The following is a 24,257-nucleotide window of genomic DNA, read 5'->3' on the forward strand; positions in this document are numbered from 1 at the left end:
TGCTCACTCCAAATTATGTGCATAAAAAAATCCAGAGAGAAAATCCCTCTGGATGTATTGTTTAAAAACTTGTCAATCTATTTTAGGACTAGTCACCTAAATTTCCCCCTTAACAGCTCCTTTATTGTTTATAAATTATTTTTTTACCTTTCTACAAAATATCTTCTAATTAGGTTGCTAATAAAATTTGTTTATATTTGCTGACAACTTTAGGGGTGTCTACATCGTTATGTAGGCTGAGACTTCACCCTTTGAACCTGATCTGGTTAATACTAGCGTAGGGAAAAGTAAGATGACTATCATAAATAGGTACGTCCGTACCTTATTGTAGCCATTCCTAAAGTTATATCTCAAAATTAACAAAGGAATGGAATTACAAATTAACAATCAAAAAGTACAATTCGACTCTGATATCCTAAGCATCAAAAATATGCTTGATATTCATAAGCCAACGCATCAAAAAGGCATTGCTGTTGCTGTTAACCAAACAGTGATTACAAGAGATAATTGGGCTACTTATTATCTAAACCCTTCTGATAATATCTTGATTATTACAGCCACTCAAGGCGGTTGATTCCATTTGAAAAAATAACATAACTAAAAATAAACACATGGAACAACACGAAAAAATCTCACAAACGCCTTTTCCAAATTCTAAAAAGGTATACATCAAAGGAAAACTATTTCCTATTGAAGTAGCAATGCGTGAAATCACTTTAAGCGATACAAAACTGGCAAGTGGTGGAACAGAAAAAAATCCACCTGTAACTGTTTACGATACATCTGGACCTTATACTGACCCTAACATCACAATTGATATTAGAAAAGGTATTCCAAGAATTAGGGAACAATGGATTCTCGATAGAAATGATGTTACTATTTTAGATAATATCACTTCTGCTTACGGACAAGCGAGATTGCAAGACGAAAAACTTGATCATCTTAGATTTGAATTTAGACACAAACCAAAAGTAGCTAAGGATAATGCGAATGTAACGCAGTTATACTATGCTAAAAAAGGTATTATTACTCCTGAAATGGAATATGTAGCTATTCGCGAAAATCAAAAGATTGAGCAATTAAATGAAGCTACTAAGGCAATGAAACACCAACATCCTGGTAATAGTTTCAATGCTAATACTCCTAAAAACTATATTACTCCAGAATTTGTTAGAGACGAAATTGCCGCTGGTCGTGCTATTATTCCTAACAATATTAACCACCCTGAAAGTGAGCCAATGATTATTGGTAGAAACTTCTTGGTTAAAATCAACGCAAACATTGGTAATAGTGCTGTTACTTCATCGATTGAAGAGGAAGTAGAAAAAGCAGTATGGGCTTGTCGCTGGGGAGCTGATACAATAATGGACCTGTCAACTGGTAAAAATATACACGAAACAAGAGAGTGGATTATTCGTAACTCTCCTGTGCCTATTGGTACTGTACCTATTTACCAAGCGTTAGAAAAGGTGAAGGGAATTGCAGAAGATTTAACGTGGGAAATATTTAGAGATACACTTATAGAACAAGCTGAACAAGGGGTTTCATATTTTACTATACACGCTGGTGTACTTCTAAGATATATTCACTTAACGGCAGAACGCGTTACGGGTATCGTATCTCGTGGTGGGTCAATTATGGCTAAGTGGTGCTTATTTCATCACAAAGAAAACTTCTTGTACACTCATTTTGAAGATATCTGTGAGATCATGAAGAAATATGACATCGCCTTTTCTCTTGGTGATGGACTACGCCCTGGTTCTATTGCTGATGCAAATGACAAAGCACAGTTTTCTGAATTAGAAACATTAGGCGAGTTAACGAAAATCGCTTGGAAACACGATGTGCAAGTTATGATTGAAGGTCCTGGTCACGTACCAATGCACCTCATCAAAGAAAATATGGAGAAACAACTTCGCGATTGTGGTGAAGCTCCCTTCTACACTTTAGGTCCGTTGACAACTGATATTGCTCCTGGATATGACCATATCACATCTGCTATTGGTGCAGCAATGATTGGTTGGTACGGAACGGCAATGCTATGTTATGTAACGCCTAAAGAACACTTAGGTTTGCCAAACAAAAAGGATGTAAAGGATGGTGTTATCACATACAAGCTTGCTGCTCACGCTGCTGACTTAGCTAAAGGACATCCAGGTTCGCAATACAGAGACAATGCCTTGAGTAAAGCCCGCTTTGAGTTTAGATGGGAAGACCAATTCAACCTTTCGCTTGACCCTGATACTGCAAGAGAGTTTCACGATGAAACACTTCCTGCGGATGGTGCTAAAGTAGCTCACTTCTGTTCAATGTGTGGACCTAAATTCTGTTCGATGAAAATATCTCAAGAGATTAGAGATTCGGCAGAACAAGGAATGAAAGAAAAATCTGAAGAGTTTATTGAGGCAGGTAAAGAAATATACCTATAACAATGGTTCTAATTACGATGCCAAATGAGGTAAAACAAGAAGCAACTCTTATCAACAAAATGTTTGATAAGGGTTTGCCCCTTGCTCACGTTAGAAAACCTGATTGGGATATTGAATACCTAAAGCTTTGGCTCAAAAAGATAGATAAACAGCATCACAGAAAGTTAGTTATACACATTTCAAGTAAGGTTATTAACAACAATGAACGCCTTTTTCAACAGTATTTAAGAGTTATCAACAATTTAGACAGCTATTATACGCACTTATCAACAATTAATGAAGCACTTGTTAACAACTATATCAGTTACTTACCAAAGTTATCAACATCTGTTCATTGTATAAGTGAGTATAATAAGTTATCAACAATCTATCATAGAGCGTTCATAAGTCCTATTTACCCAAGTATATCTAAACCTGGCTATGCATCAACAATGAATTGGACAGAGGAGTTAGCTAAAAAAGACAATGCTTATACAACATTAGTAGCATTAGGAGGTATTAAGCCAACCGATATACCGGCTATTAAACAAATGGGATTGGATGACTATGCCTTACTTGGTTGTATATGGCTATCTGAAAACCCTTTAAAAACATTTGAACTATGTCAACATTACGACCAATTGTCTTAACTATTGCAGGTCTTGACCCCACAGGGGGTGCAGGAACACTGGCGGATATTAAAACAATTGAAAACCACAGCGTTTTGGGCTTAGCTGTAATTACGGCCAACACAATACAAACGGAAGAGAATGTATTGACTGTCTCTTGGGAGAAACAAGCGTTTGTAGTACAACAATTGACTACTTTACTAAATCGCTATAAACCTGATGCGGTTAAAATAGGGGTTATTCCAAATTCACAAGACTTACTTCTTTATATCAACCTCATCAAAGACAAATATCCTACGACAAAAATCGTGTGGGATCCCGTATTTAAAGCTACTGGGGCTTTTGAGTTTACAGATAATATAGAGAAAAAGACATTATTTCAGATTTTAAACCAAATAGATATCATCACTCCTAATTACTTAGAGATACACGATTTGGTACAAACAAATGAAGATGCCATAGAAAAAGCACGTCAACTCAGTCAGCATTGTACGGTCATTCTAAAAGGTGGTCATAATGAGAATGCTTTAGGTTTTGATTACCTCATCCACAAACAAAACATACAAACCTTTGCTCCCAAAAAACTATCTGACTACCCTAAACACGGTTCTGGTTGTGTACTTTCTTCAGCTATTGCTGCCAACTTAGCTTTAGGAGAACCAATAGAATATGCTATGTATAACGCCAAGCGATACATGGAAAAATACTTAGAGTCTAACCATACATTATTAGGATATCATGCTATCTAAAATTCAATATATCAGTCACGGTGATTCTCCACAAGAACAATTGTACCACATTGAAAAAGTACTTGATGCTGGACAAGATTGGATACAATACCGCTTTAAAAACACTTTATCTTCTATTCGATGGAGTACTGCCGAAAAGGTAAAAAAACTTTGTGAAACGTATAAGGCTACACTTATTATCAATGACCACGTAGATTTAGCAAAAGCAATAGATGCGGATGGTGTACACTTAGGATTAACCGACTTGTCTGTTGTCCAAGCAAAACTACTCTTACCTAACAAAATAATTGGAGGAACGGCTAATACGTATGAACATATCTTACAACGTGCATACGAACAATGTACCTACATTGGTCTGGGGCCTTACCGATTTACAACAACCAAAGCCAAACTTAGTCCTGTTCTTGGTTTAGAGGGTTATCAACAATTATTAACACAGATGAAACAGGATCATATCAACATTCCAATTATCGCTATTGGCGGAATTGAAATCAGCGATATTCATTCGATAATCCAATCTGGCGTACACGGTATAGCTTTGTCAGGCCTGCTATACAATGCGCAAGACAAAACAGAAATACTCACACAACTTAACGATATTTTAAAATGAAACCACTCCACATAGCAGATAAACAATTTAACTCTCGCCTATTCTTGGGAACAGGTAAGTTTGGTTCTCCCTCACAGATGGAGGCCGCAACGCTTGCCTCTGAAACAGAGTTAGTAACTGTTGCTTTAAAAAGAATTGATGCAGAAACAGAAACTGATTTACTCTTAAATCATCTACAGCATCCTCATATTAATTTATTGCCTAATACCTCTGGTGCACGAAATGCAAAAGAAGCTATATTTGCGGCACAATTAGCGCGTGAGGCTTTAGAAACTAATTGGCTAAAATTAGAAATACACCCTGACCCTAAATATTTATTACCCGACCCTATTGAAACGCTAAAGGCTACAGAGGAGTTGGCTAAATTAGGCTTCATTATTTTGCCTTATATTCACGCCGACCCTGTTTTATGTAAACGCTTAGAAGATGCGGGTACTGCAGCTGTAATGCCGTTAGGAGCACCAATTGGTACTAACAAAGGCTTGCGAACTATCGACTTCTTAGAAATTATTATCGAAAATAGCAATGTCCCTGTTATTGTTGATGCGGGAATAGGTGCTCCTTCTGATGCTGCTAAAGCAATGGAATTAGGAGCTGATGCTGTTCTTGTTAATACAGCTATTGCCGTAGCAGGTAATCCTGAATTAATGGCTACAGCTTTTAAAAATGCTGTTATCTCAGGCAGACAAGCTTTTGAAGCCAAACTGGGAGGTATTCGTTCTCACGCACAAGCATCAAGTCCACTCACTACTTTTTTACAAGAATAACTATGGCTTTCTTAGATACTTTTAACCAATATAACTGGGAAGACGTAAAACAAAGAATATACGCCACTACCGTACATCAGGTTGAACAGAGTTTACAACAACCTAAAAAAACGCTTGAGGATTTTATAAACCTCATCTCTCCTGCCGCTGCTCCTTATCTTGAAACAATGGCACAAATGAGTCATACCATTACTCAAAAAAGGTTTGGTAAAACCATTTCTCTTTACGCACCGATGTACTTGAGCAATGAGTGTCAAAATATTTGTACGTACTGTGGTTTTAGTCTGGACAATAAAATTAAGAGAAAAACTCTCTCTTCTTTGGAGATTAAACAGGAAGTTGATGTCATCAAGAAACAAGGGTATGACCATATTTTATTGGTAACTGGGGAAGCTAACTACACCGTGAATATCAACTATTTCAAACAAGCAGTTGAACAAATCAAAAAAGACTTTACCACTATCTCGATTGAAGTACAGCCTCTTTCTGAAGACGAGTATAGTACCTTAGCTACTTTAGGCGTTTACGCTGTTTTAGTGTATCAAGAAACTTATCACAAAGAAGTCTACAAACGGTATCATCCTAAAGGAAAAAAATCAAACTTCGAATATCGCCTTGATACGCCTGATAGAATTGGAAAAGCGGGCATACACAAAATTGGCTTAGGTGTTTTACTGGGGCTTGAAGATTGGCGTGTCGATAGCTTTTTCAATGCTTTACACATAAACTACTTGCAAAAAACGTATTGGCAAACCAAGTATTCTGTGTCTTTTCCAAGATTACGCCCTGCTGAAGGAATGATTGAACCTAACTTTATAATGGACGACAGAGACTTAGTGCAACTGATATGCGCTTATCGCTTGTGGAATGAGGATTTAGAGATATCTATCTCTACCAGAGAAAATGAGGTATTGCGAAATAACATCATCAAATTGGGAGCTACCTCTATGAGTGCAGGTTCTAAAACTAACCCTGGTGGTTACTCTGTTGATGAAGATTCCCTTGAACAATTTGAAATATGTGATAATAGGTCAACTGAGCAAATTATCGAAATGATAAAAGCACAAGGCTATGACCCTGTTTGGAAAGACTGGCATCATTCGTATCACTCATAAACAATAGAATATGATAGACACATCTGATTTTTTGAGATACAGCAGACAAATGGCTTTGGATAGTATTGGGGTGGAGGGACAACTACTTATCAAAAATGCAAAAGTATTAGTTATTGGCGCGGGCGGACTTGGTTCTCCTATCCTAACCTACTTGGCTACTTGTGGCGTTGGCAACTTGGCAGTAGTTGATTTTGACGTAATAGAAGAACACAACCTTCACCGTCAAATCTTATTCACGCCCAAAAACATAGGCATTGCAAAAACAGCAATAGCAAAACAGCAAATACACAAGCTTAACCCAAACATTGTATTTACTGCTTACAACGAGAAGCTGACAATAGAAAATATTGAAAATTTATTTCGTAATTATGACTACATAATTGATGGTTCTGACAACTTTCAAACTCGTTATTTAGTAAACGATTATTGTGTGAAGTTAAACAAAACCCTTATATATGGAACCATTTTAGGTTTTCAAGGACAATTAGCCGTCTTTAATCACAACAAGAGTAAAAACCTACGAGATTTGTTTCCTGAACCACCTAATGAAAGTGATGTCCCTAATTGTAGCCTAAACGGTGTGTTAGGAACTTTTCCAGGAGTTATAGGAACAATGATGGCACAAGAAGCCCTAAAAGTAATCATAGGTTTACCCCACTTGACCAATCAGTTGCTTATCATAGATACCTTACATTGGGAAGTACAGAAACTCAGTTTCTGATTACTTCCTATGGAGGTATTCCATAAACTCTTCTCTGTGTATCTCACGAGCACCTAAACTGTCTAAATGATCATTATACACTTGACAATCTAACAACGCATAATTCTCTTCCGCTAACTTTCTTACCAAATTAATAAACGCAACCTTACTGGCATTCGGCACAAGAGAAAACATACTCTCACCACAAAATATATGTCCTAAGTCCATACCATATAACCCACCGACCAATTGGTCTTCTTGCCATACCTCAACAGACTTTGCAATCCCCAATTCGTGTAATTTACAATATGACTCTAACATCTCATCCGTAATCCAAGTACCTAATTGACCTTCTCGTTTTACATTCTGGCAATGCGTAATTACTTCTCGAAAACACGTATTATAAGTAACCTTAAAAATATTTCTATTCAAGATATTTCGCATACTCTTAGATACGCGTAATTCATCTAAAAACAAGACCATTCTATATTCAGGCGACCACCACGTAATCGGTTCACCATCTTCAAACCAAGGAAAAATACCCGATTTATAAGCTAAAGTAATTCGTTCAACAGACAAATCACCCCCTATGGCAATAATACCAGATTCGTGTGTTTCATCAACAGAAGGAAAAAATAAAGTATTCTCGTCTAAAAATGCAATCATATAGTTATAAATAAAAAAATCCCTAAGTAAGAGAACTTAGGGATTAAATTATACTATTAATTAAAATGGTAAATCATCGTGTTCCTCTTCATTATAACTTGAAGCTGGAGGGAATTGATTACCAGAATTATTATTTTGAGCAAATTGGTTGTACTGTTGTTGACCACCTTGCTGAAAGTTCTGTTGAGGCATTCCACCACCTTGTTGTTGCGCTTGGTTGAATCCACCTTGTTGTTGCGCTTGGTTGAATCCACCTTGTTGGTTTGGTTGAGCAAACTGATTTGTTTGTCCAAACTGAGAACCTTGTTGTTGGTTTTGGTTAAAACCACCTTGTTGTCCTCCGTAAGACTGTTGTTGTTGGAATTGAGGAGCTTCTTGTCCTTGAGCAAAAGGCTCAATTCTCCATCCTTGAATTGTATTGAAGTATCTTGTTTCACCTTGTGGACTTTGCCACTCTCTTCCTCTCAAATTAATAGATACTCTTACTTCTTGTCCTACTTGATATGCATCTAATAAACCTACTCTATCTTGAGTAAACTCAATCATAATATGTTGAGGATATTGTTCACTTGTTGTTACAACAACCTCTCTTTTTCTAAAAGATGAGCTGATATCTTGTGTTTGTCCTATTAATCTGATTCTTCCTGTTACTTCCATGTTGATCTTTTTTACCTCGTTATTTAAATGTAACTATTTAGCTAAAATTGTTTTCCAAGCCAAAGGTACATTATTTTCTTCTAAATATTTTTTTGCTTTTTTAAATTTCTCGCTTTGGTTTCCCTGCTTTACTAATTCTTGTACTTCACTATTTGAAGCTACAAATTCAGCAACCTCTTCATCAGTAGGTATCTGTTCTATATTACCCAAAACACCTAAATCATTTCCAGAGAAAACGCCACTTTCTACAACTCCTTTAGGCAAGGCATCTACCCCAACTCCTAAAGTTGTCAATGGTTTTTCAACCTCAAACATTCCTTCATTTGCACGCGTGTACCAATTGCTTCCCATACGAGCAACTAAGTCAATCTTATGCTGGTCAATATTTCCATTTTCATCCAACACCTCTTCACTTATGTGCATTTTTAACACCTCACAAATTACAAGATTTCCAGCTCCTCCTTCATTTCCTAAAGGAATTATCTCCTGTACTGCACATTCAAATTGAACCGGACTCTCTTTAATTCTAAATGGTTTTACAATTTCAGAAGGAATCATTGTTAAGCCTGATTTTACAAACTCATTAACCCCATCTTTATATTCTGTACTCGACAAAGAAGTTTGTTGTACCATTTCATAATTTACAACATTTATAACAACTTGCATCGTCGCCTGTACATTAAATAATGTGTGTTTTAAACTATTATCTCTCACCCTTCTTGAAGCCGAAAAAACTAAGATCGGTGGATTTGCACTAAACAAGTTAAAGAAACTAAATGGCGATAAGTTTGGTCGTCCATCTGCATCTACTGTACTTGCCATAGCAATAGGTCTTGGTCCCACAGCAGTTTGTAAATAGCGCTGTAAGTCAACTGTTGATATGTCTTTTGGTGTAATTGTTTTCATCAATAATTAATATTAAGTGCAAAAAGTAAAGTTACAAAAGCTTTTATGAAGGTAAAAATTTTTATTAGCTACTTAACTAAGTATGCAATTCATTTATTTTATTTACTTTTAAATACTGATTACAAATCAACAAAAAATTGACTAGAAAAAAAGAAATATTTCGCTGGACTGTCATTGCAATGGCATTCGTTACCCTATTGGTTATTTTGTGGAATACCTATTCCTTCTTTCAAACTTACAAAGAAGAAGAACGAATAAAAATGAACATCTGGGCAGAAGCATCTAATACCTTAAATGATGCAACCCAATTTGATACTGACTTATCGTTACCCCTATTAATCATTACAGAAAACAGTACAATTCCTATCATACAAACAACAGATAAGGATAGTATTTTATCAATGATCAATATTGATGATAAAATTATTAACAGTTCTGAAAAAACAATACGCTTCCTCAAAAAGCTAAAATCTCAGAACCCACCCATCGAAATTAAAGTAGGGAAAAGCACACAATACCTATACTACGGAAACTCGTCTTTACTTACCAAGTTAAAGTACTACCCTATCTCCTTAGTATTAATCTTTTTGTTTTTCACTATCTTATTATTCAACTTCTATCGAAGCAATAAGATAGCCACACAAAACAGACTATGGACAGGAATGGCAAAAGAAACAGCCCATCAAATAGGCACACCACTTTCCTCTTTATTAGGCTGGTTAGAAATTATGAGGTTAGACAATGTAGACCCTCAAATAATTGAAGAAATCGAAAAAGACGTCAAGAAATTAGAAATAATTGCCGACCGTTTTTCCAAGATTGGTTCCAAACCACAATTAACCAATATTGATATTGTAGCTGAAACAGAGAAAATATTTTCTTATTTACAATTGAGAAACTCTAAGCAAATCAACTTTACCTTTGAAAGTCCGCAACACGAAATTCTTGTCCCTTTAAACAAAGAATTACACAGCTGGACAATAGAGAACTTAATTAAGAATGCAATAGATGCAATGAAAGGAAAAGGAGGCTTAGATGTGTTAATTCAAGAAAACACAAAACAAGTAAATATCTTTATTAGTGACACCGGAGGAGGTATTCCTAAAAAAATGTTCAACAAAATATTTGAACCTGGTTACACAACTAAAAAAAGAGGTTGGGGATTGGGATTATCCCTAACAAAGAGAATCGTTGAAGATTTTCAAAATGGTAAAATAAAAGTATTGCACTCAGAAATAGGAAAAGGAACTACCTTCTGTATTACCTATAAAAAATAAAAAGGCTGTCCTAATGGGGCAGCCTCTCTTCTATCTTTCTATTAGTCTTATAAATGACTATTAATAGTTTTCGCTATACTTTCAAACTCCTCAGGAGTTAATTTTTCTTTTTTCGTAAAGCGCATATCATCCATTTCTTGTAACGGGATTAAATGAACGTGTACGTGAGGTACTTCAAGACCTACCACTGCTACACCTACTCGTTTACAAGGCACTGCTTTTTCTAAGGCAATAGCGACTTTACGAGAGAACTTCATTAATTCGATATAATGATCTTCTTCCATATCAAAAATCTTATTAATTTCTTTCTTAGGGATACACAATGTATGTCCTTTAGCATTAGGATTAATATCTAAAAATGCTAAAAAATTATCATCTTCTGCTACTTTATAAGCAGGTATCTCTCCACTGATGATCTTTGTAAAAATAGAACTCATAATATCTTCTTTTAAAATTAGTCTCTTGAGATTTCCAAAACTTCAAAATTCATAATTCCATTAGGTACTTTAATTTCAGCAATATCCCCAACAGATTTACCTAACAATCCTTTTCCGATAGGTGAAGTTACAGAAATTTTTCCTGCTTTTAAATCAGCTTCACTTTCTGCTACTAACGTATAAGTTAATTGCATTCCGTTTGTTTGGTTTTTGATCTTAACTTTAGACAATACTAACACCTTAGAGTTGTCTAATTGAGATTCATCTATAAGTCTTGCATTAGATGCTACTTCTTCTAATTTAGCGATTTTAAGTTCTAATAAACCTTGTGCTTCTTTAGCTGCATCATACTCAGCATTCTCCGATAAATCCCCCTTGTCCCTTGCATCAGCAATAGCTTGTGAAGCCTTAGGACGCTCAACGCTTTTTAACTGCTCTAACTCGTCTTTCAATTTCTTTAGACCTTCTGCAGTATAATACGAAATCTTACTCATAATTATCTGGTTTATATAAATAGAAAGAATCCCATAAAACGGGATTCTTCCTATAAAATATTTATTATTTTTTTTCGTTTAATCTATATATAAAATCTTGAACTCTATTTGTCAAAGTTAAATAATTAAATTTGTTTTGCAAATACTTTATACCATGAAAAAAGCTTTTCTATTTATTTTCTCTTTCTTAATATTGGCTGCTTGTAGTAAAAGCAATAGCAAATACGCTAACCCATATTTACCAAGTCAACCTGTTAATTTTTCAGTTTATCTAAACAATCCTGATGCCTTAGAAGTACTAAACCCAGGTGGTGTTTATATAAATTATAATGAAGGAATTATGGGAGTAGCTATTTTTAATGGTGGCGGACAATTTTTCGCCTATGATTTAGCTTGTCCTAATCACGCAATTGAGCGACCGTGTTCTCGATTAATGCGCAAAGACAACAAAGGTGTATATGTAAATTGTAAATGTATCCACCAGCACAATGGACAAGAAGCGCAATTTAGCTTGATAACCGGACAATCACTTACTCCTGGTATAAACTATCAACTTAAACCCTATCCTGTGACAAAGAAAGGAGACTATTTAATTGTTAATTATTAGTATAAAAACAATCTGTAATATTGGTAACTTTGTAGTATTCTTTCACTTGATTTGAAATCAATATCAAAGACTACTTTGTTTAAGTAAAGATAACTTCATTACACCTTCACTTGGGAGTATATAACTCTTTTCTCATACAAAAAACTTCAAATAACCACCCATAAACTAAATACTTATGCTATGCATTTCAAGTGCTATAGCCGTTTTATGCGTGTTGTTTGTATACTTTTTGTACACTGTATGTAGAATGCTTGTATCTTTTTACATAGAAAGTATACATTGACTATACAAACACTATACATACACTATACATACACTATACAAACACTCTGTATAAAACCCACAAAAAAAGCCTTTTACTTTCGTAAAAGGCTTTCTGCAACAATGTAGAACCTAAGTTCTTTTTCAACCCATCACTGCTGTAATCGTAAATTATTAAATATCTTTTTTCAATTTGTCAATCAAAAGATACAAATTAAAATTTAATTGTAAGTCCTGCTAAAATATTAAATTCTGCTTGTGGATAATATCCTGCTCCATCCATCATACTCGTACCATCATATCCTGTCCAATAATATCCGTTAGAAATATATTTCACATTAAAAATATTATTAGCCAATACAGACACTCCAATACTCTTTACCCATCCTTTAATTGGAAACTCGTAAGTAGCACTTAAATCATTTACGAAATAAGAGTCTAACTTAGAATTTTCTGTTTCAATATTAGACATAAACTGTTCTCCTACAAACTTAGTCAACAATGAAACACTCATCCCTTTTACAGGTAAATAAGTCAATGCGTTTGACGCTACGAAATCAGGAGAAAAAGCAATTGCTGTTGTTCCAAAATTCTTTCTTTCGCCTTCCCAGAAGTACTCGAAATTTTTATTTTTATTAGAACTAATCGTTACACTTGGACTCCAATATAACTTATCTAACACTTTTACATTAGCATCAATTTCTATACCTAAACGGTAACTATCTTTAGAGTTTTCTCTAACCGCTGCCCCTACATCATTCAAATCACCAGTTACAACTAACTGATCTTTGTATTTCATATAGTATGCATTCACGTTAATTGTAGAACCATTTCCGTTAAATCTCCATCCCAACTCGAAGTCATCTAAACGTTCTGCTTTTGGCAACACATCCATTTTTCTTTCTTTATAATCCGTACGATTTGGCTCTCTATTAGCTCTTGCATAAGAAAAATAAACTTGGTTATTCTCATTTGCTTGATACGTTAAACCAGCTTTAGGATTTAAGAAAATAAAGTTTTCATTCAAATCTCCTACTTCAAGACTCTCTGTTTGATAAGTTACACGTCTATATTGCATATCTCCAAATAAGCTAAACTTATCTGTAAACTGCCAAGTAGCTTTTGTAAAAAAGTTCATATCCGTTTTAACAGCACTATCTCTGTAGTATTCTTGTTTGTAACTATGCGCTACTGCTTCTTTAGTCCATAGTACTTGACCAAAGTGATCTCCTTCATACTTATTAGCACCTCCACCCATTGAAAGGCTAAAATCATCTGTATGATAGTTTGTACTAAACACCGCACCATAGAAGTGATTATCTAATCCTTTTCTACGAATAAGATCTGTTCTATTCACTTCTTTACCATCAACTACAATAGGTTTGAAGCCATACTCTTTAAACTTTTGATTTTTCTTATAGTTTTCATAGTACCCGTCCCCTTTTGTATAGTGCAATGACACGTTTGAAGTCCAACTATCAGACCAACGCTCACTCCAATGTAATTGGTAATGATTTTGGATATAATTATCCGTTTCATTGTTGTAAAACTGTACATTACCCTCATCGTCTTTATATTTTCCAGCTGGATTATAACGACGACCGTATTTATCAATATCAGCCTGTTCAACACCATTCCACGCTTGGTAAGTTTTTTGTTTTCCACCGAAAACAATTGCTTTAACCAAAGACGAATTACCTACATAAACCCCTTGTAAATAGTACGATTTCATTTTTGATTCTGCACGATCTATGTATCCATCTGAATGCATATCAGATAAACGACCTGCGATTTCAAATTTGTTATTCATCAACCCAGTACTGAATTTTACAGTTGATTTTCTGGTGTTATAACTACCAAAAGAGTTTGAAATTTCTCCGTTAGCATCGTGAGAATAGTCATCTGTTTTTAAATTTAAACTCGCTCCAAAAGCAGCAGAACCATTTGTAGATGTTCCTACCCCTCTTTGCAATTGTAAACTTTGAACAGAAGATGTAAAGTCAGGCATATTAACCCAGAAAGAACCTTGAGATTCACCATCATTATACGGTATTCCGTTTAAAGTTACGTTTACCCTTGTAGCATCAGAACCACGAACTCTAAAACTTGAATATCCCACACCATTTCCTGCGTCTGTAGTAGTAACAACAGAAGGCATATATCCCATCATAGACGGAATATCTTGTCCTAAGTTACGAGCAGCTAAATTTTTCTTTGATAAATTGCTATATGCAATAGGTGTCTTGTCGTCAATTTTAACGGCAGATAAAACAATTTCATCCAACGAAGTATGGTGGATAGAATCATTAACTTGTTTTTCTTGTGCAAAAGAAGACATTTGTGCACCAACACACAAAGTAAGAGCTAATAAAGGATTAGTTAGTTTTTTTTTCATTCGTAAAAAACACTTTCACAAATAAAAGGGGCAATTATTTAATAGATTAATAATTACACTTGTTCCATAGCAACCGTTGATTTACGATTACTTTACTCCCTTGGCAGCATTACCCGCCCAGGTTCTATGGGTATGATCTCAGCCGTGTGGCACCCCTTTGAGATTTATTTTGCAAAGGTAACAATAAATCTCATATTGTAGTTATAACTGAAATAGATTTAGTTACCTATGCTTTTTACTAAAAATTCGGTCTCTTTCTAAGTGCTTTTTTCAAAGACATTTGTTGTTTGTTGTCTTTTCTCTTTAAGATAGCATGTCTTGGAACTTTTGTTTCACGCCTTGGTTTATCAATTTTTAAACCCAGTGCCAAAAGTTGAAAAAAACGTTCTATAACAATTTCTTTATTTTTAATCTGACTACGGGTACTATCAGCATCCATAACCAACAAGCCATCTTTCGATATTCTATTGCTAAAACGCTCTAAAAACAACATTTTCTCTTCTTCTGAAAGCCCTTCTGAAGCACTACAATTCCAAGAAAGCACAACCTTTGAAGACACTTTATTTACGTGTTGTCCACCAGCACCTCCACTGCGCACTGCTTTAAAGTCTAATTCCCTTTCTATAATTTCTTTATTCATTTTCTGCTTTTAAAATTTTATACCACGATATATAAGCCATAATCGCCAATATGGTAAAGATAGCGAATTGCACAGCCAATATTCCTAACCCTCTATAAGCATACAAAGGAATAGATATAATATCAGCAAAAATCCACAAAGTCCAGTTCTCTATTTTCTTTAGTGCCATATAGTACATACCAGTAAAGAAAACTCCAGATGTAAAAATATCGATATAGTTCTCTGGCATAATTTCATTTCCAGCAACTTTATAAACTCCAAAGATTACAAAAAGGGTAACTACGAATATGAGAAGTCCATTTAATTTTTCTCTATTGTTTGTTCTACTAATTTTAAGAGAATCCTCTCCCCCTTTACCACGTGACCAATTATACCACCCATAGATACTCATAATTGAATAATAACCATTAAGCACCATATCTCCTAAATACCCCGCTTTATATAATAAGTAAACAGTGATAACAGTAGCAATTAGACCAGTTGGAAACACAAGTATATTTTCTTTTCCCGCATACCAAACACTAAAAATACCGAAGAAAAAAACGATCGTCTCTAATACGATTTGCAATGTAGTGGCATCCTTATAAGCGCCAAAGAAAAATTCGAACATAAGAAAATGATTTAATAAAAAACCGCGTATCCAAAAGGAACGCGGTTCAAAAGTATAATTTATTAACTACAATTAGTTATTTCTACTCATTAATATTCTTAAGATATACCAGAATAAAAGCATTAAAGAAGCAAATAAAGACAACGCAGCTGGAACATATTGATCAGCAGCATACTCGTTTTTAATTTGCCAAGTTGAATATAAAATAGAACCTGATGCTAAAGCTACCATCGCTAAAGAGAACCATAACCCTAAGTTAAATCCAAATATCATTCCTGCAATCATAGTACCTAATGCAAGGAAGAAACCGATCGTTAAAATAGAACGCAAGAATGAGAAATTAGCATTAGAACCAAATACTACACCTGTTAATCCACCAAATAACGCTAAAGTTAAAATACCTGCTTGAACGATTAAAGAACCGTCATCAGTCATTTGCATTGCAACGTAAAGAATCGGAACAAAAATAAATGCTTCTGCCAATACATAAAGAGCAAAACCAGCATATTGTTTCGGTTTGTTCACTGTTTCATTAGCTAATTTTTGAGCATACCAAGTAACCCCCATAAAAGCTCCTAAAACAATAAGCCAAGAGAACCTTCCCATACCCATTAATTGAAACATTCCTTCTACAACAATAGGCGTATTTAATAATACTGTTTCGAAAACGATAAATGCTAAAACACCTATTGCAAGGTTTGCATACGTCTTCTTATAAAACTGTGCTTTTACAGCTTCTGACTCGTGAGCAACTGCCACGTAATTAAAGTTATTTTCCATATCCATTTATATATTTTCTCTCCAAAAATACAATTTTCGAGTTATAAACAAACTATTATTCTACTTTTCAAAAGCATAGACTAATAAAAAATCACATAGGTCAATACTTTCAAAACTAAATTGCTTATTGAACACGTTAGCATTCACCTCACATATACTCTGCCTAAAATCGACATACATATGATCTTTAAAACTTAAACTGCGAGAGTCACACATCTTAAACATTGCTTCTTTTGCACACCAAATTGTAGTTAATGCAAGAATATCATTATCGCTTTCTTCAACAACTGCTAACTCTTTTGAGCTACAAAACTTAGCTGCAATACGCTTAATTTTCTCTCTTTTCATTTCAATGTCAATACCTACATTTTCATTACTTATAATAATTGTAGCATACTGAAATGAATGTGAAATAGAAATACACTTATTGTCTGTTAAATAAGGTTTGCCATTAGTATCATATAGCAACTCACTATCGCTATATCCTGCAACTTTAAGTAACTGTCGAATACTTAAAAAACCTTGTTTATGTACCTCGGATTTCATACTGCTTAAACGAGTACTACTTGCTTCACGCAAGTTTATCCCTGTTGTTAGTTCGTCAACCGACTCTTCAATTTTCCAAAGATAGACAATAGCATTTCCTGTATCTATAACCTTTAGTAACGGCATCTTTTTTCTTTAATGAATGAAAATCAAAGATACTATAAAACAAAAAAAGAGCCGCTATCGCGGCTCTTTTAAAATTTATTTGATAATAACCTTGTTATTTCCAACTTGTGCTACATAAGTAGTTCCATCTTTAACAAATTCCGAAACTGAAGTTCCATCTTCGAATTCGATAGCTGGACTAACAACTAATCCATCTTTTCTAAACCCGATTCCAATACCACCAGTACCATTTACAGATTCTGTTTGATCAGCATTTAAAACCCAAGCCCATCTTGTATTTCTATCAAATTTAAAACTAAATGTAGTTTCTTCTCCATTTTCAATTAATACTAAGTTTCTCTTTACATTCAATGCATTCTTAGTATCGTTATGGAATTTAATATCTTCCCAATCGCTCTCTTGAGCTCTTTCGAATTTAACATCCACATTACTTCTAACTGTAATGAAATCTAAATCAAGTCCATTTTTAGCTTTAAATAAGAACTCAAAGTCTCCTTCAAAACCTTTCCCTTTTTTACCAGGTGCGATTTGATTATTTGCTAACATATGAATATGGTTAGGAGTATTAAACATTAAGCTTACAGTAGTACTCCATCCAATTTTATACTCACTCTCTATGGCTTTTAAACCATTATAACTATTTAAATCAAAATCACTAATCATTTCAACATTAGTGGCATCTTTAAATTTCATTAAGTGCGTATAACCACCATATTTTTGATCATTCGTAAAGTAGGTAGCTTTCCATCCGAACTCACTTGATAAAAGATTGTTAGTTAAATCTTTTTTTCTATTCTCAAAACGCTCAGTTGGATTTTCATCAAACTTACTTTCAAAGTTATCGCTACTACAAGAAGCAAACATAGCTATTGCTCCAAAAGCAATAAAAGCTTTTAATATATTTTTTCTCATCTCTAACTTTTATTTTTTGTTAACAGCTTTTTCTGTATTAGCAGTTGTTAAGTTACAAAGCTCATAAAAATCAATTCCAAAAGCTGATAAATAATAAGCTACAACAAAAGCTTCTTTTTTTCTGATTTTAGCTCTCCCTTCTGCAGGTGCAGCATTTACAATAGCATTATAAGCATTTATATCTTTTAACATCCACGATGCTTGCTCAGCAAAGTCTTCAGTTACATTAGAACGTGAATAAGCCGAAATAAACCCTAATTCCCACGCTTCGTCATCATCACCATTCTGCCAATCTCCCATATAATCACCAGCAGAAATACTTCCATATTCTTGCTCATTAAATGGTTTAGACTGGTTTAAAATGTGAACATATTCGTGTTGAATTGTATGAATAAACTCTTCAACTTCTTCTTTATTCTTAGTATCTAAATAATTCATTGCAAACAAAGATATCCTTACTCCTTGTTCAGCTAACCCTAAAGTTACAGTATTAGTTGTGTTAGCATTTACTGACCCAACCATTACCAATTCTCTTGGTGCAGTTTGTTTAACAAACATTTCACCAGCTATTTCTTTATAACTATCTAACCAAATAGTTTTAATAACTTCTAAAGCAGGTTGAACTCTATTTACTTCAATTGGTGTTAAATAACGTGTCTTATCAACTTTATATGGATCCCATTTATAAAAAACAGCCATATTATAAGGATAAGTATAATTATCATCAATCCAATTATCTAAATCACTTTTCTGTTCAGGAGTAGTAACTAATCTCGATTCCCCTAAACTATCTTCTTGAGAACATGCTGTTAAACCAAACATTGCAGTTAAACAACATAAACTTACAAATCTTACAATTTTCTTCATAATAAAATTAGTTTCTTGGGTTATCAGGTAAACCTGCAGCTGTTACGTGCAGAGGTAAAGGTAATTGACGTCTTGCATCATCTTTAGTTAAAATCAATTCTTCACCAGTATTGAACTTATGCTTAACCTCAATATTATAACGCTTAATATCAAACCATCTTAAACCTTCATGAATAAACTCTCTACGTTTAGTCTCCAAAATTAATTCGATAAGTAAAGCTTGTTCTTCAGTTAAATTGTAAAATGGAGTTAACTTCTCTGTAACATTTGGATACATTGTTCTAAGCTTAGCTAAAGTAATTTTATCAGTACCTGCTTTATAAGAAGGTGTACGATTACCAGCAAAAAGCTCCATACCAGCAATAGCTTCATCTATACGATTAGACATAACCAAAGCTTCCATACGATTTAAATATACTTCATCGTTACTTAAAAGAACATAATTAGTAAATGGAAGACCAGTACCTGCAGATGGATCATCTAATCTGAAATACTCACCCATCTTAGGATAAACATAAGTAGTTTGTCCATTAAAAGAACCTCCACTATATGTCCAAGCTTTTCCAAAAGGATTTGTTGCAGTTCCAAAAATTAAATCTTTCTCTTTTCCTGTAATCCAGTAACGAGATTGATAATTATATCTGTAATACGTAGAAACTGCAGTAACTAATAATAGATTAGTTTTCATCTCAGGTCTAGTATACTTTTGGAACCTTTCCATTAATCCAAACTTTTTAAACGAAGTATAATCTCTAATCATACCAATAGGATCACCCATTAAGTAATCTGAATTAGAAATAACTTGATCCCATTTACCAACAGTTAAATAGTAACGAGTAGCAAATGCTCTAGCTGCTTGTTTGTTAAAGTGGAACTTAGGTTGTTTATAATTATCAGTAATTAAAGGCATTCCTTCTACGATGTCTTTTTCGATTTTTGCATAAACTTCTTCTACAGTACCTCTTGAATACTCTTGAATTAATTTACGCTCTGGTTTATCCACATAAGGAATCCCCATATCTGAACCAGCTGTATTAGGATTATAAGCTTTAGACCACAATTGAACTAACATATAGTGAGCATAAGCTCTCGCCATTAATGCTTCACCTTTTAAAGGGTTTAATTTACCATCTCCTTTATCAACTTTTTGAATAGCCTCTAAAGCTTCGTTTGCAGCAGCAATAGCTTCATAACAACCATCCCAATAAGCAGAAGGTGAATCTTGAGAAATTCTCTCCTCTAATTCCCATTTAAATTGAGATCTATGATAATCTATAACTCCGATTGATTCACCACTATCCCACACGTTATCAGACATAATTTCAGTAAACGGTGCATACGCATAAATAGGATATGCAGTAACTAAAAGCTCTCCAATTTTAACAGCTGAATCTAACTGAGTTCTGTTATCAGGTACCTCAGATAAGAAATCACTACATGATGTAAAACTTGCAGCTAATATTAAGCTTGCAATTAATATTTTAACTCTTTTCATAATCAAAAATTTAGAATCCTACATTTAAAGTTAAAGTGTATTGCGTAGTTACTGGCATTGCAACACCACCACTTCTAAAGAACTCAGGATCTTGTCCATTTAATTTCTTGTCAGCATAAATCAACCAAGGGTTACTTGCTGTAGCTCTTAATGAGAAATTAGATAATTTCAATTGTTTCTTTAACAAGTCAGGGAACTCATAGCTTAAAGAAACATCTTTTAATCTTACGAAACCACCATCAACAATACGTGCATCAGAATAGTTATACGTATTATAAGCTTTACTAATATTTGAGCTACCGTAGTTAGCAATCTGCCAAGCAGAAGCAATAGTAGGAATATCAGTTATATGCTCATCACCTGGATTAATCCATCTGTTTTGGAATGATTTAGTAAATACATCTAAATCAGTATAAGCTCCTTTGAAATCAGGATTTAATCTAATTTTGTTACCACCTGAAGCCACAATGAAAACATTTAATGACCAGTTTTTGTAACTAAAAGTATTTGTAATACCTAAAGATTTGTTAGGCTCAACAGATCCTTCATATTTTAAATATCCTGTGATATCATTTCTATCTTGGAAGTTAGCACCATACACGTTATTAGTAACACCATCAGCTAAAACGAAAGTAGGAAGACCTTCTCCGTTTAATCCTGTAAACTGGTAAGAATAAATACTGTTTCTTGCTCTTCCAACTACATTACCTCCTGTAGGACCAACTAAATCAATAACTCTCGAAATATTCTGAAGTTTTGTAATCTCTTGATCGTAGTAAGAAGCATTAATAGTAGTAGTCCAGTTGAAATCAGGAGTACTAATATTTCTTGTAGTTAAAGCTACCTCAATACCTTTAGTAGTCATATCTGCATTATTACCTAATTTAGATTTTTGACCTCCAATACCACTTGTTGTTACAACATCAATTAAGTCAAAAGCCTTTCTTTCGTAAGCATCAACTACTAATTGAACTCTGTTATTCCATAAACCTAAGTCAAACCCAACGTTTAATTCGTGTTGTTTTTCCCAAGTTAAATCACCATTTTGTAATTCTTTAATTTCCAATCCTGGCTCTCTTTCTCCAGTAAATTGTCTATCAGTAATCATACTTTTGTAAATAGCTAAAGCGTTAGTAGCAGGACCTGCAGTAGCAGTTAATCCGTAAGAACCTCTGAAGCTTAAGTTACTGATTGTTTCATTATCCAATAAGAATTTCTCTTGTTTAGCATTCCACTTTCCAGAAACAGTCCAAGTTGGTAACCAACGAGAAGCATTACTATCTCCTTGTCTGTTAGAACCATCATAACGTCCAGTTAAAGACAAGATATATCTGTTATCATAGATATAAGAAGCTTTACCAAAGAAACCTACAGTTCTTTCACGCTCTTCATCAAACTCATAATATGATCCACCATCAGAAATAATTTTTTCTAATAAACGAGGGTCAGTATAAGGAACATATCCTTTATTAAATTGTAATCCGAAAGCACTTAAATAGTCATAATTTCTATCTACTGAACGCATTTCAGTACCAACAAATGCTTCTAATTCGTGTTTATCAGCGAAAACATCTTTATAGCTAATACTGTTTCTTACGTTATAAGCTAATAAGTTATTGTTATGACGGTATCTGATACCACCTTCTGGTAAAACAGGAACTTTAATTCCATCAGGATCGTTTGGATCTTGATATAAGAAAATATTTTGTTTGTTAACGATAGTTGTTTCGTTTGCATTATAAGCACCAACCACGTTAGATCCTTCATAAATATTGTGGTCACGTTTAGACATTGCATAACGCACAGACGCACTACCATTATAAGTTAACTTAGGTAAAATTTTATATTCAGCATCAATTTGAGCTTTAATATCTTTAACGTTCATATCGATTTCGTTATTTTCTAACTCATTCAATACGTTAAAAGGAGCCCAGTTCATACGGTAATACTCGTAGTTACCATTAGCATCATAAGCACGTAAAGTTCTTGATGTATTTAAAGCATAGCTAAATGGGTTAATATCAAAATCTCTTGAAGAACCACCATTAACTACGTCAGTTTTACTACTGTAACTTCCTGGCGCTTTTTGATCACGATTAGAGAAGTTAACACCAAATGATAAATTAAATTTATCTGTAACGAAGAAAGTATTTTTTGTATTAATAGTTAATCTACGTACTTGGTCAGCAATAGTCCATCCTGGATCAGTATAGTATCCAATAGATGTAAAGTATGCATTGTTTTTACCACCTCCAGAGAAGCTTAACGTATGATTTTGAGTAATACTTGGTCTAAATAATTCTTTAAACCAGTTTGTATTAGCCATTTCATATGGTTGTAAAAACTTATTTTTATCAGAATTAAAGTTATTTACAACAAATGATCCATCAGGATTAACTTGTCCCATAGAACGAGCTAATAAGTTGTAAACTCCTCCATATCTATTTTGAACAACATCAGGATACTCTAACAATCCTTTTCCTGACATCTCTTGTAAAATAGACATATTTTCTTGAGAATTTAAAATATCATATTGTGCATAACTTGGCACTGTACGAATAGCATTTTCCATAGTATAGTTAATTCTCATTGGAGAATCTTTGATACCAGATTTAGTTGTAATAACAACAACACCATTCATTGCACGAGAACCATAGATAGAAGTAGCAGAAGCATCTTTTAAGATTTCGATACTAACAACATCATTACTGTTTAATCCTGCAATAGCAGAACTTAATAAAGTTTCAGAGTTTCCAGAAGCTAAGTCTTGGAAAGAAACGTTTACGATATCCTCTTGAACAACACCATCAATAACCCATAATGGTTTAGTGTCTCCAAGAATTGATGATGAACCACGAACAGTAATTTTAGGAGCAGAACCAAAAGTACCAGTAACGTTTTGTACTGAAACCCCAGCTGCTTTTCCTTCAATCATTCTACTTACGTCAGCTACACCATCTACTTTCAATTCTTTTTCAGAAATAGTACTTACTGCTCCTGTGAAAGTTCTTTTAGATAATTTCTCATACCCTGTAGTAATAACAACTTCATCAATCATTTCAGTAGCCTCAGCTAAAGATACGTTAACAACAGATTGTGTTCCTACCTTTTTCTCAACAGTGTTGAATCCCATAAATTCAAAAACCAATACAGTTTCATTACCCTTTACTTTAATAGAGTAATTACCGTCTAAATCAGTTTGAACTCCTTCTTTTGTGCCTTTAATAAACACAGTTGCACCTGGTAATGACATACCGTCATCTGCAGCTACAACTTTACCTTTAATTTCTTTATTTTGAGCATATACGCTACCACTTATAGTAAGCGTCATAAACATCAAAAAGAAATGAAGTAGAAATTTCCTCATACTTATTAACTATTTATTATTTTATCGTTAACAAATAACTAACAAAAATTCCATAAAGTCAACATCAATTTAAGTTTTTATAAAATTTTATTTAACAAAGAAATAACTATTGTTTTATTTATATTTTAGGCTTTTTTACCGAAAAAATCGCATTAAAATATATAAAAATAACATAATCAATAATTAGCATAAAAAAAGCCACGTTTGAACAAACGTGGCTTTAACAACATATATTG

Annotated in this window: 24 protein-coding genes and 1 riboswitch; of the genes, 10 read left to right on the forward strand and 14 right to left on the reverse strand. The window is 33.9% G+C overall.

What is annotated here, in order from left to right; all coding sequences use genetic code 11:
* The first annotated feature begins 201 nt into the window (after positions 1-201).
* Positions 202-301: riboswitch (TPP riboswitch) on the forward strand.
* A gap of 66 nt (positions 302-367) precedes the next feature.
* The 8 genes from thiS to BLT46_RS10140 are packed head-to-tail and all read left to right on the forward strand — an operon-like array spanning position 368 to position 6,999.
* The gene (thiS, locus tag BLT46_RS10105) at positions 368-574 is read left to right on the forward strand and encodes a sulfur carrier protein ThiS (RefSeq protein WP_090409839.1); all 207 of its coding nucleotides are present in this window, start codon (positions 368-370) and stop codon (positions 572-574) included.
* Between the two features lie 37 nt (positions 575-611).
* Positions 612-2,429 carry a phosphomethylpyrimidine synthase ThiC gene (gene thiC, locus BLT46_RS10110; RefSeq protein ID WP_090409841.1) on the forward strand — a complete coding sequence of 606 codons (1,818 nt, stop codon included), beginning with the start codon at positions 612-614 and terminating at the stop codon, positions 2,427-2,429.
* A 2-nt stretch (positions 2,430-2,431) separates the two neighbouring features.
* Positions 2,432-3,058 carry a beta/alpha barrel domain-containing protein gene (locus BLT46_RS10115; protein WP_090409842.1) on the forward strand — a complete coding sequence of 209 codons (627 nt, stop codon included), beginning with the start codon at positions 2,432-2,434 and terminating at the stop codon, positions 3,056-3,058.
* Positions 3,031-3,786, forward strand: coding sequence for a hydroxymethylpyrimidine/phosphomethylpyrimidine kinase (locus BLT46_RS10120; protein ID WP_090409844.1), 756 nt, complete (start codon positions 3,031-3,033; stop codon positions 3,784-3,786). Before BLT46_RS10115 ends, BLT46_RS10120 begins: the two co-directional genes overlap by 28 nt.
* Positions 3,776-4,396, forward strand: a complete 621-nt coding sequence (gene thiE, locus BLT46_RS10125; RefSeq protein WP_090409846.1) for a thiamine phosphate synthase — start codon at positions 3,776-3,778, stop codon at positions 4,394-4,396. The genes BLT46_RS10120 and thiE overlap by 11 nt, the downstream gene beginning before the upstream one ends.
* Complete coding sequence (locus BLT46_RS10130; RefSeq protein WP_090409847.1) at positions 4,393-5,163, forward strand: thiazole synthase; 771 nt, start codon at positions 4,393-4,395, stop codon at positions 5,161-5,163. Before thiE ends, BLT46_RS10130 begins: the two co-directional genes overlap by 4 nt.
* Positions 5,164-5,165: 2 nt before the next feature.
* Positions 5,166-6,278, forward strand: a complete 1,113-nt coding sequence (gene thiH, locus BLT46_RS10135; protein WP_090409848.1) for a 2-iminoacetate synthase ThiH — start codon at positions 5,166-5,168, stop codon at positions 6,276-6,278.
* A gap of 10 nt (positions 6,279-6,288) precedes the next feature.
* A complete protein-coding gene (locus BLT46_RS10140) occupies positions 6,289-6,999 on the forward strand; it encodes a HesA/MoeB/ThiF family protein (RefSeq protein WP_090409850.1) in 711 nt (236 codons plus the stop codon).
* Here the strand turns inward: BLT46_RS10140 and aat are convergent, their stop codons facing one another.
* The 3 genes from aat to BLT46_RS10155 are packed head-to-tail and all read right to left on the reverse strand — an operon-like array spanning position 7,000 to position 9,207.
* The gene (aat, locus tag BLT46_RS10145; RefSeq protein ID WP_090409852.1) at positions 7,000-7,644 is read right to left on the reverse strand and encodes a leucyl/phenylalanyl-tRNA--protein transferase; all 645 of its coding nucleotides are present in this window, start codon (positions 7,642-7,644) and stop codon (positions 7,000-7,002) included. It abuts the gene before it with no gap.
* A gap of 60 nt (positions 7,645-7,704) precedes the next feature.
* Complete coding sequence (locus BLT46_RS10150; RefSeq protein WP_090409854.1) at positions 7,705-8,301, reverse strand: DUF3127 domain-containing protein; 597 nt, start codon at positions 8,299-8,301, stop codon at positions 7,705-7,707.
* 33 nt (positions 8,302-8,334) lie between these two features.
* Positions 8,335-9,207 (reverse strand): flavin reductase family protein, encoded by an 873-nt coding sequence (locus tag BLT46_RS10155; RefSeq protein ID WP_090409856.1) that lies wholly within the window; start codon positions 9,205-9,207, stop codon positions 8,335-8,337.
* Positions 9,208-9,344: 137 nt separating this feature from the next.
* Between BLT46_RS10155 and BLT46_RS10160 the strand changes: the two genes are divergently transcribed.
* Positions 9,345-10,484: a sensor histidine kinase gene (locus BLT46_RS10160; RefSeq protein ID WP_090409858.1), complete on the forward strand. Its 1,140-nt coding sequence runs from the start codon at positions 9,345-9,347 to the stop codon at positions 10,482-10,484.
* 47 nt (positions 10,485-10,531) lie between these two features.
* Here the strand turns inward: BLT46_RS10160 and BLT46_RS10165 are convergent, their stop codons facing one another.
* Together BLT46_RS10165 and greA are read right to left on the reverse strand one after the other, a co-directional pair.
* Positions 10,532-10,921 (reverse strand): HIT family protein, encoded by a 390-nt coding sequence (locus tag BLT46_RS10165; protein WP_090409860.1) that lies wholly within the window; start codon positions 10,919-10,921, stop codon positions 10,532-10,534.
* A 17-nt stretch (positions 10,922-10,938) separates the two neighbouring features.
* Positions 10,939-11,415: a transcription elongation factor GreA gene (greA, locus tag BLT46_RS10170; protein WP_090409861.1), complete on the reverse strand. Its 477-nt coding sequence runs from the start codon at positions 11,413-11,415 to the stop codon at positions 10,939-10,941.
* 154 nt (positions 11,416-11,569) lie between these two features.
* Here greA and BLT46_RS10175 point away from each other — a divergent pair, with 154 nt between their 5' ends.
* On the forward strand, positions 11,570-12,022 hold the full coding sequence (locus tag BLT46_RS10175) for a Rieske (2Fe-2S) protein (RefSeq protein ID WP_090409863.1): 453 nt from the start codon (positions 11,570-11,572) through the stop codon (positions 12,020-12,022).
* A 475-nt stretch (positions 12,023-12,497) separates the two neighbouring features.
* Here the strand turns inward: BLT46_RS10175 and BLT46_RS10180 are convergent, their stop codons facing one another.
* The 9 genes from BLT46_RS10180 to BLT46_RS10220 all read right to left on the reverse strand — a co-directional run bounded on the left by BLT46_RS10180 (position 12,498) and on the right by BLT46_RS10220 (position 24,021).
* Positions 12,498-14,678, reverse strand: a complete 2,181-nt coding sequence (locus tag BLT46_RS10180; RefSeq protein ID WP_090409865.1) for a TonB-dependent receptor — start codon at positions 14,676-14,678, stop codon at positions 12,498-12,500.
* A gap of 238 nt (positions 14,679-14,916) precedes the next feature.
* The gene (arfB, locus tag BLT46_RS10185) at positions 14,917-15,318 is read right to left on the reverse strand and encodes an alternative ribosome rescue aminoacyl-tRNA hydrolase ArfB (RefSeq protein WP_090409867.1); all 402 of its coding nucleotides are present in this window, start codon (positions 15,316-15,318) and stop codon (positions 14,917-14,919) included.
* Positions 15,311-15,928: a nicotinamide riboside transporter PnuC gene (gene pnuC / locus BLT46_RS10190; protein ID WP_090409869.1), complete on the reverse strand. Its 618-nt coding sequence runs from the start codon at positions 15,926-15,928 to the stop codon at positions 15,311-15,313. The genes arfB and pnuC overlap by 8 nt, the downstream gene beginning before the upstream one ends.
* Positions 15,929-16,000: 72 nt before the next feature.
* Positions 16,001-16,708: a Bax inhibitor-1/YccA family protein gene (locus BLT46_RS10195; RefSeq protein ID WP_176770746.1), complete on the reverse strand. Its 708-nt coding sequence runs from the start codon at positions 16,706-16,708 to the stop codon at positions 16,001-16,003.
* A 60-nt stretch (positions 16,709-16,768) separates the two neighbouring features.
* Positions 16,769-17,380 carry a 4'-phosphopantetheinyl transferase family protein gene (locus BLT46_RS10200; RefSeq protein ID WP_090409873.1) on the reverse strand — a complete coding sequence of 204 codons (612 nt, stop codon included), beginning with the start codon at positions 17,378-17,380 and terminating at the stop codon, positions 16,769-16,771.
* 75 nt (positions 17,381-17,455) lie between these two features.
* Positions 17,456-18,292: a DUF4302 domain-containing protein gene (locus tag BLT46_RS10205; protein WP_090409875.1), complete on the reverse strand. Its 837-nt coding sequence runs from the start codon at positions 18,290-18,292 to the stop codon at positions 17,456-17,458.
* Positions 18,293-18,301: 9 nt separating this feature from the next.
* The gene (locus BLT46_RS10210; RefSeq protein ID WP_090409877.1) at positions 18,302-19,159 is read right to left on the reverse strand and encodes a substrate import-associated zinc metallohydrolase lipoprotein; all 858 of its coding nucleotides are present in this window, start codon (positions 19,157-19,159) and stop codon (positions 18,302-18,304) included.
* Positions 19,160-19,166: 7 nt separating this feature from the next.
* Positions 19,167-20,654, reverse strand: a complete 1,488-nt coding sequence (locus BLT46_RS10215; RefSeq protein WP_090409879.1) for a RagB/SusD family nutrient uptake outer membrane protein — start codon at positions 20,652-20,654, stop codon at positions 19,167-19,169.
* 10 nt (positions 20,655-20,664) lie between these two features.
* Positions 20,665-24,021 (reverse strand): SusC/RagA family TonB-linked outer membrane protein, encoded by a 3,357-nt coding sequence (locus BLT46_RS10220; protein ID WP_090409881.1) that lies wholly within the window; start codon positions 24,019-24,021, stop codon positions 20,665-20,667.
* Positions 24,022-24,257: the final 236 nt, after the last annotated feature.

The sequence above is a fragment of the Myroides phaeus genome, assembly GCF_900099675.1.
GTDB classification, from domain to species: Bacteria; Bacteroidota; Bacteroidia; order Flavobacteriales; family Flavobacteriaceae; genus Flavobacterium; species Flavobacterium phaeum.

Bases quoted from the DNA above. Each gene is read 5' to 3' on its own strand.
- BLT46_RS10215 (WP_090409879.1), bottom strand. From the start codon at position 20,654: ATGAAAAGAGTTAAAATATTAATTGCAAGCTTAATATTAGCTGCAAGT.
- BLT46_RS10200 (WP_090409873.1), bottom strand. From the start codon at position 17,380: ATGCCGTTACTAAAGGTTATAGATACAGGAAATGCTATTGTCTATCTT.
- thiH (WP_090409848.1), top strand. From the start codon at position 5,166: ATGGCTTTCTTAGATACTTTTAACCAATATAACTGGGAAGACGTAAAA.
- BLT46_RS10205 (WP_090409875.1), bottom strand. From the start codon at position 18,292: ATGAGAAAAAATATATTAAAAGCTTTTATTGCTTTTGGAGCAATAGCT.
- thiE (WP_090409846.1), top strand. From the start codon at position 3,776: ATGCTATCTAAAATTCAATATATCAGTCACGGTGATTCTCCACAAGAA.
- greA (WP_090409861.1), bottom strand. From the start codon at position 11,415: ATGAGTAAGATTTCGTATTATACTGCAGAAGGTCTAAAGAAATTGAAA.
- BLT46_RS10195 (WP_176770746.1), bottom strand. From the start codon at position 16,708: ATGGAAAATAACTTTAATTACGTGGCAGTTGCTCACGAGTCAGAAGCT.
- BLT46_RS10140 (WP_090409850.1), top strand. From the start codon at position 6,289: ATGATAGACACATCTGATTTTTTGAGATACAGCAGACAAATGGCTTTG.
- BLT46_RS10165 (WP_090409860.1), bottom strand. From the start codon at position 10,921: ATGAGTTCTATTTTTACAAAGATCATCAGTGGAGAGATACCTGCTTAT.
- BLT46_RS10120 (WP_090409844.1), top strand. From the start codon at position 3,031: ATGTCAACATTACGACCAATTGTCTTAACTATTGCAGGTCTTGACCCC.
- pnuC (WP_090409869.1), bottom strand. From the start codon at position 15,928: ATGTTCGAATTTTTCTTTGGCGCTTATAAGGATGCCACTACATTGCAA.
- BLT46_RS10130 (WP_090409847.1), top strand. From the start codon at position 4,393: ATGAAACCACTCCACATAGCAGATAAACAATTTAACTCTCGCCTATTC.
- arfB (WP_090409867.1), bottom strand. From the start codon at position 15,318: ATGAATAAAGAAATTATAGAAAGGGAATTAGACTTTAAAGCAGTGCGC.
- thiC (WP_090409841.1), top strand. From the start codon at position 612: ATGGAACAACACGAAAAAATCTCACAAACGCCTTTTCCAAATTCTAAA.
- BLT46_RS10210 (WP_090409877.1), bottom strand. From the start codon at position 19,159: ATGAAGAAAATTGTAAGATTTGTAAGTTTATGTTGTTTAACTGCAATG.
- BLT46_RS10155 (WP_090409856.1), bottom strand. From the start codon at position 9,207: ATGAAAACAATTACACCAAAAGACATATCAACAGTTGACTTACAGCGC.
- BLT46_RS10175 (WP_090409863.1), top strand. From the start codon at position 11,570: ATGAAAAAAGCTTTTCTATTTATTTTCTCTTTCTTAATATTGGCTGCT.
- aat (WP_090409852.1), bottom strand. From the start codon at position 7,644: ATGATTGCATTTTTAGACGAGAATACTTTATTTTTTCCTTCTGTTGAT.
- BLT46_RS10220 (WP_090409881.1), bottom strand. From the start codon at position 24,021: ATGAGGAAATTTCTACTTCATTTCTTTTTGATGTTTATGACGCTTACT.
- thiS (WP_090409839.1), top strand. From the start codon at position 368: ATGGAATTACAAATTAACAATCAAAAAGTACAATTCGACTCTGATATC.
- BLT46_RS10180 (WP_090409865.1), bottom strand. From the start codon at position 14,678: ATGAAAAAAAAACTAACTAATCCTTTATTAGCTCTTACTTTGTGTGTT.
- BLT46_RS10115 (WP_090409842.1), top strand. From the start codon at position 2,432: ATGGTTCTAATTACGATGCCAAATGAGGTAAAACAAGAAGCAACTCTT.
- BLT46_RS10150 (WP_090409854.1), bottom strand. From the start codon at position 8,301: ATGGAAGTAACAGGAAGAATCAGATTAATAGGACAAACACAAGATATC.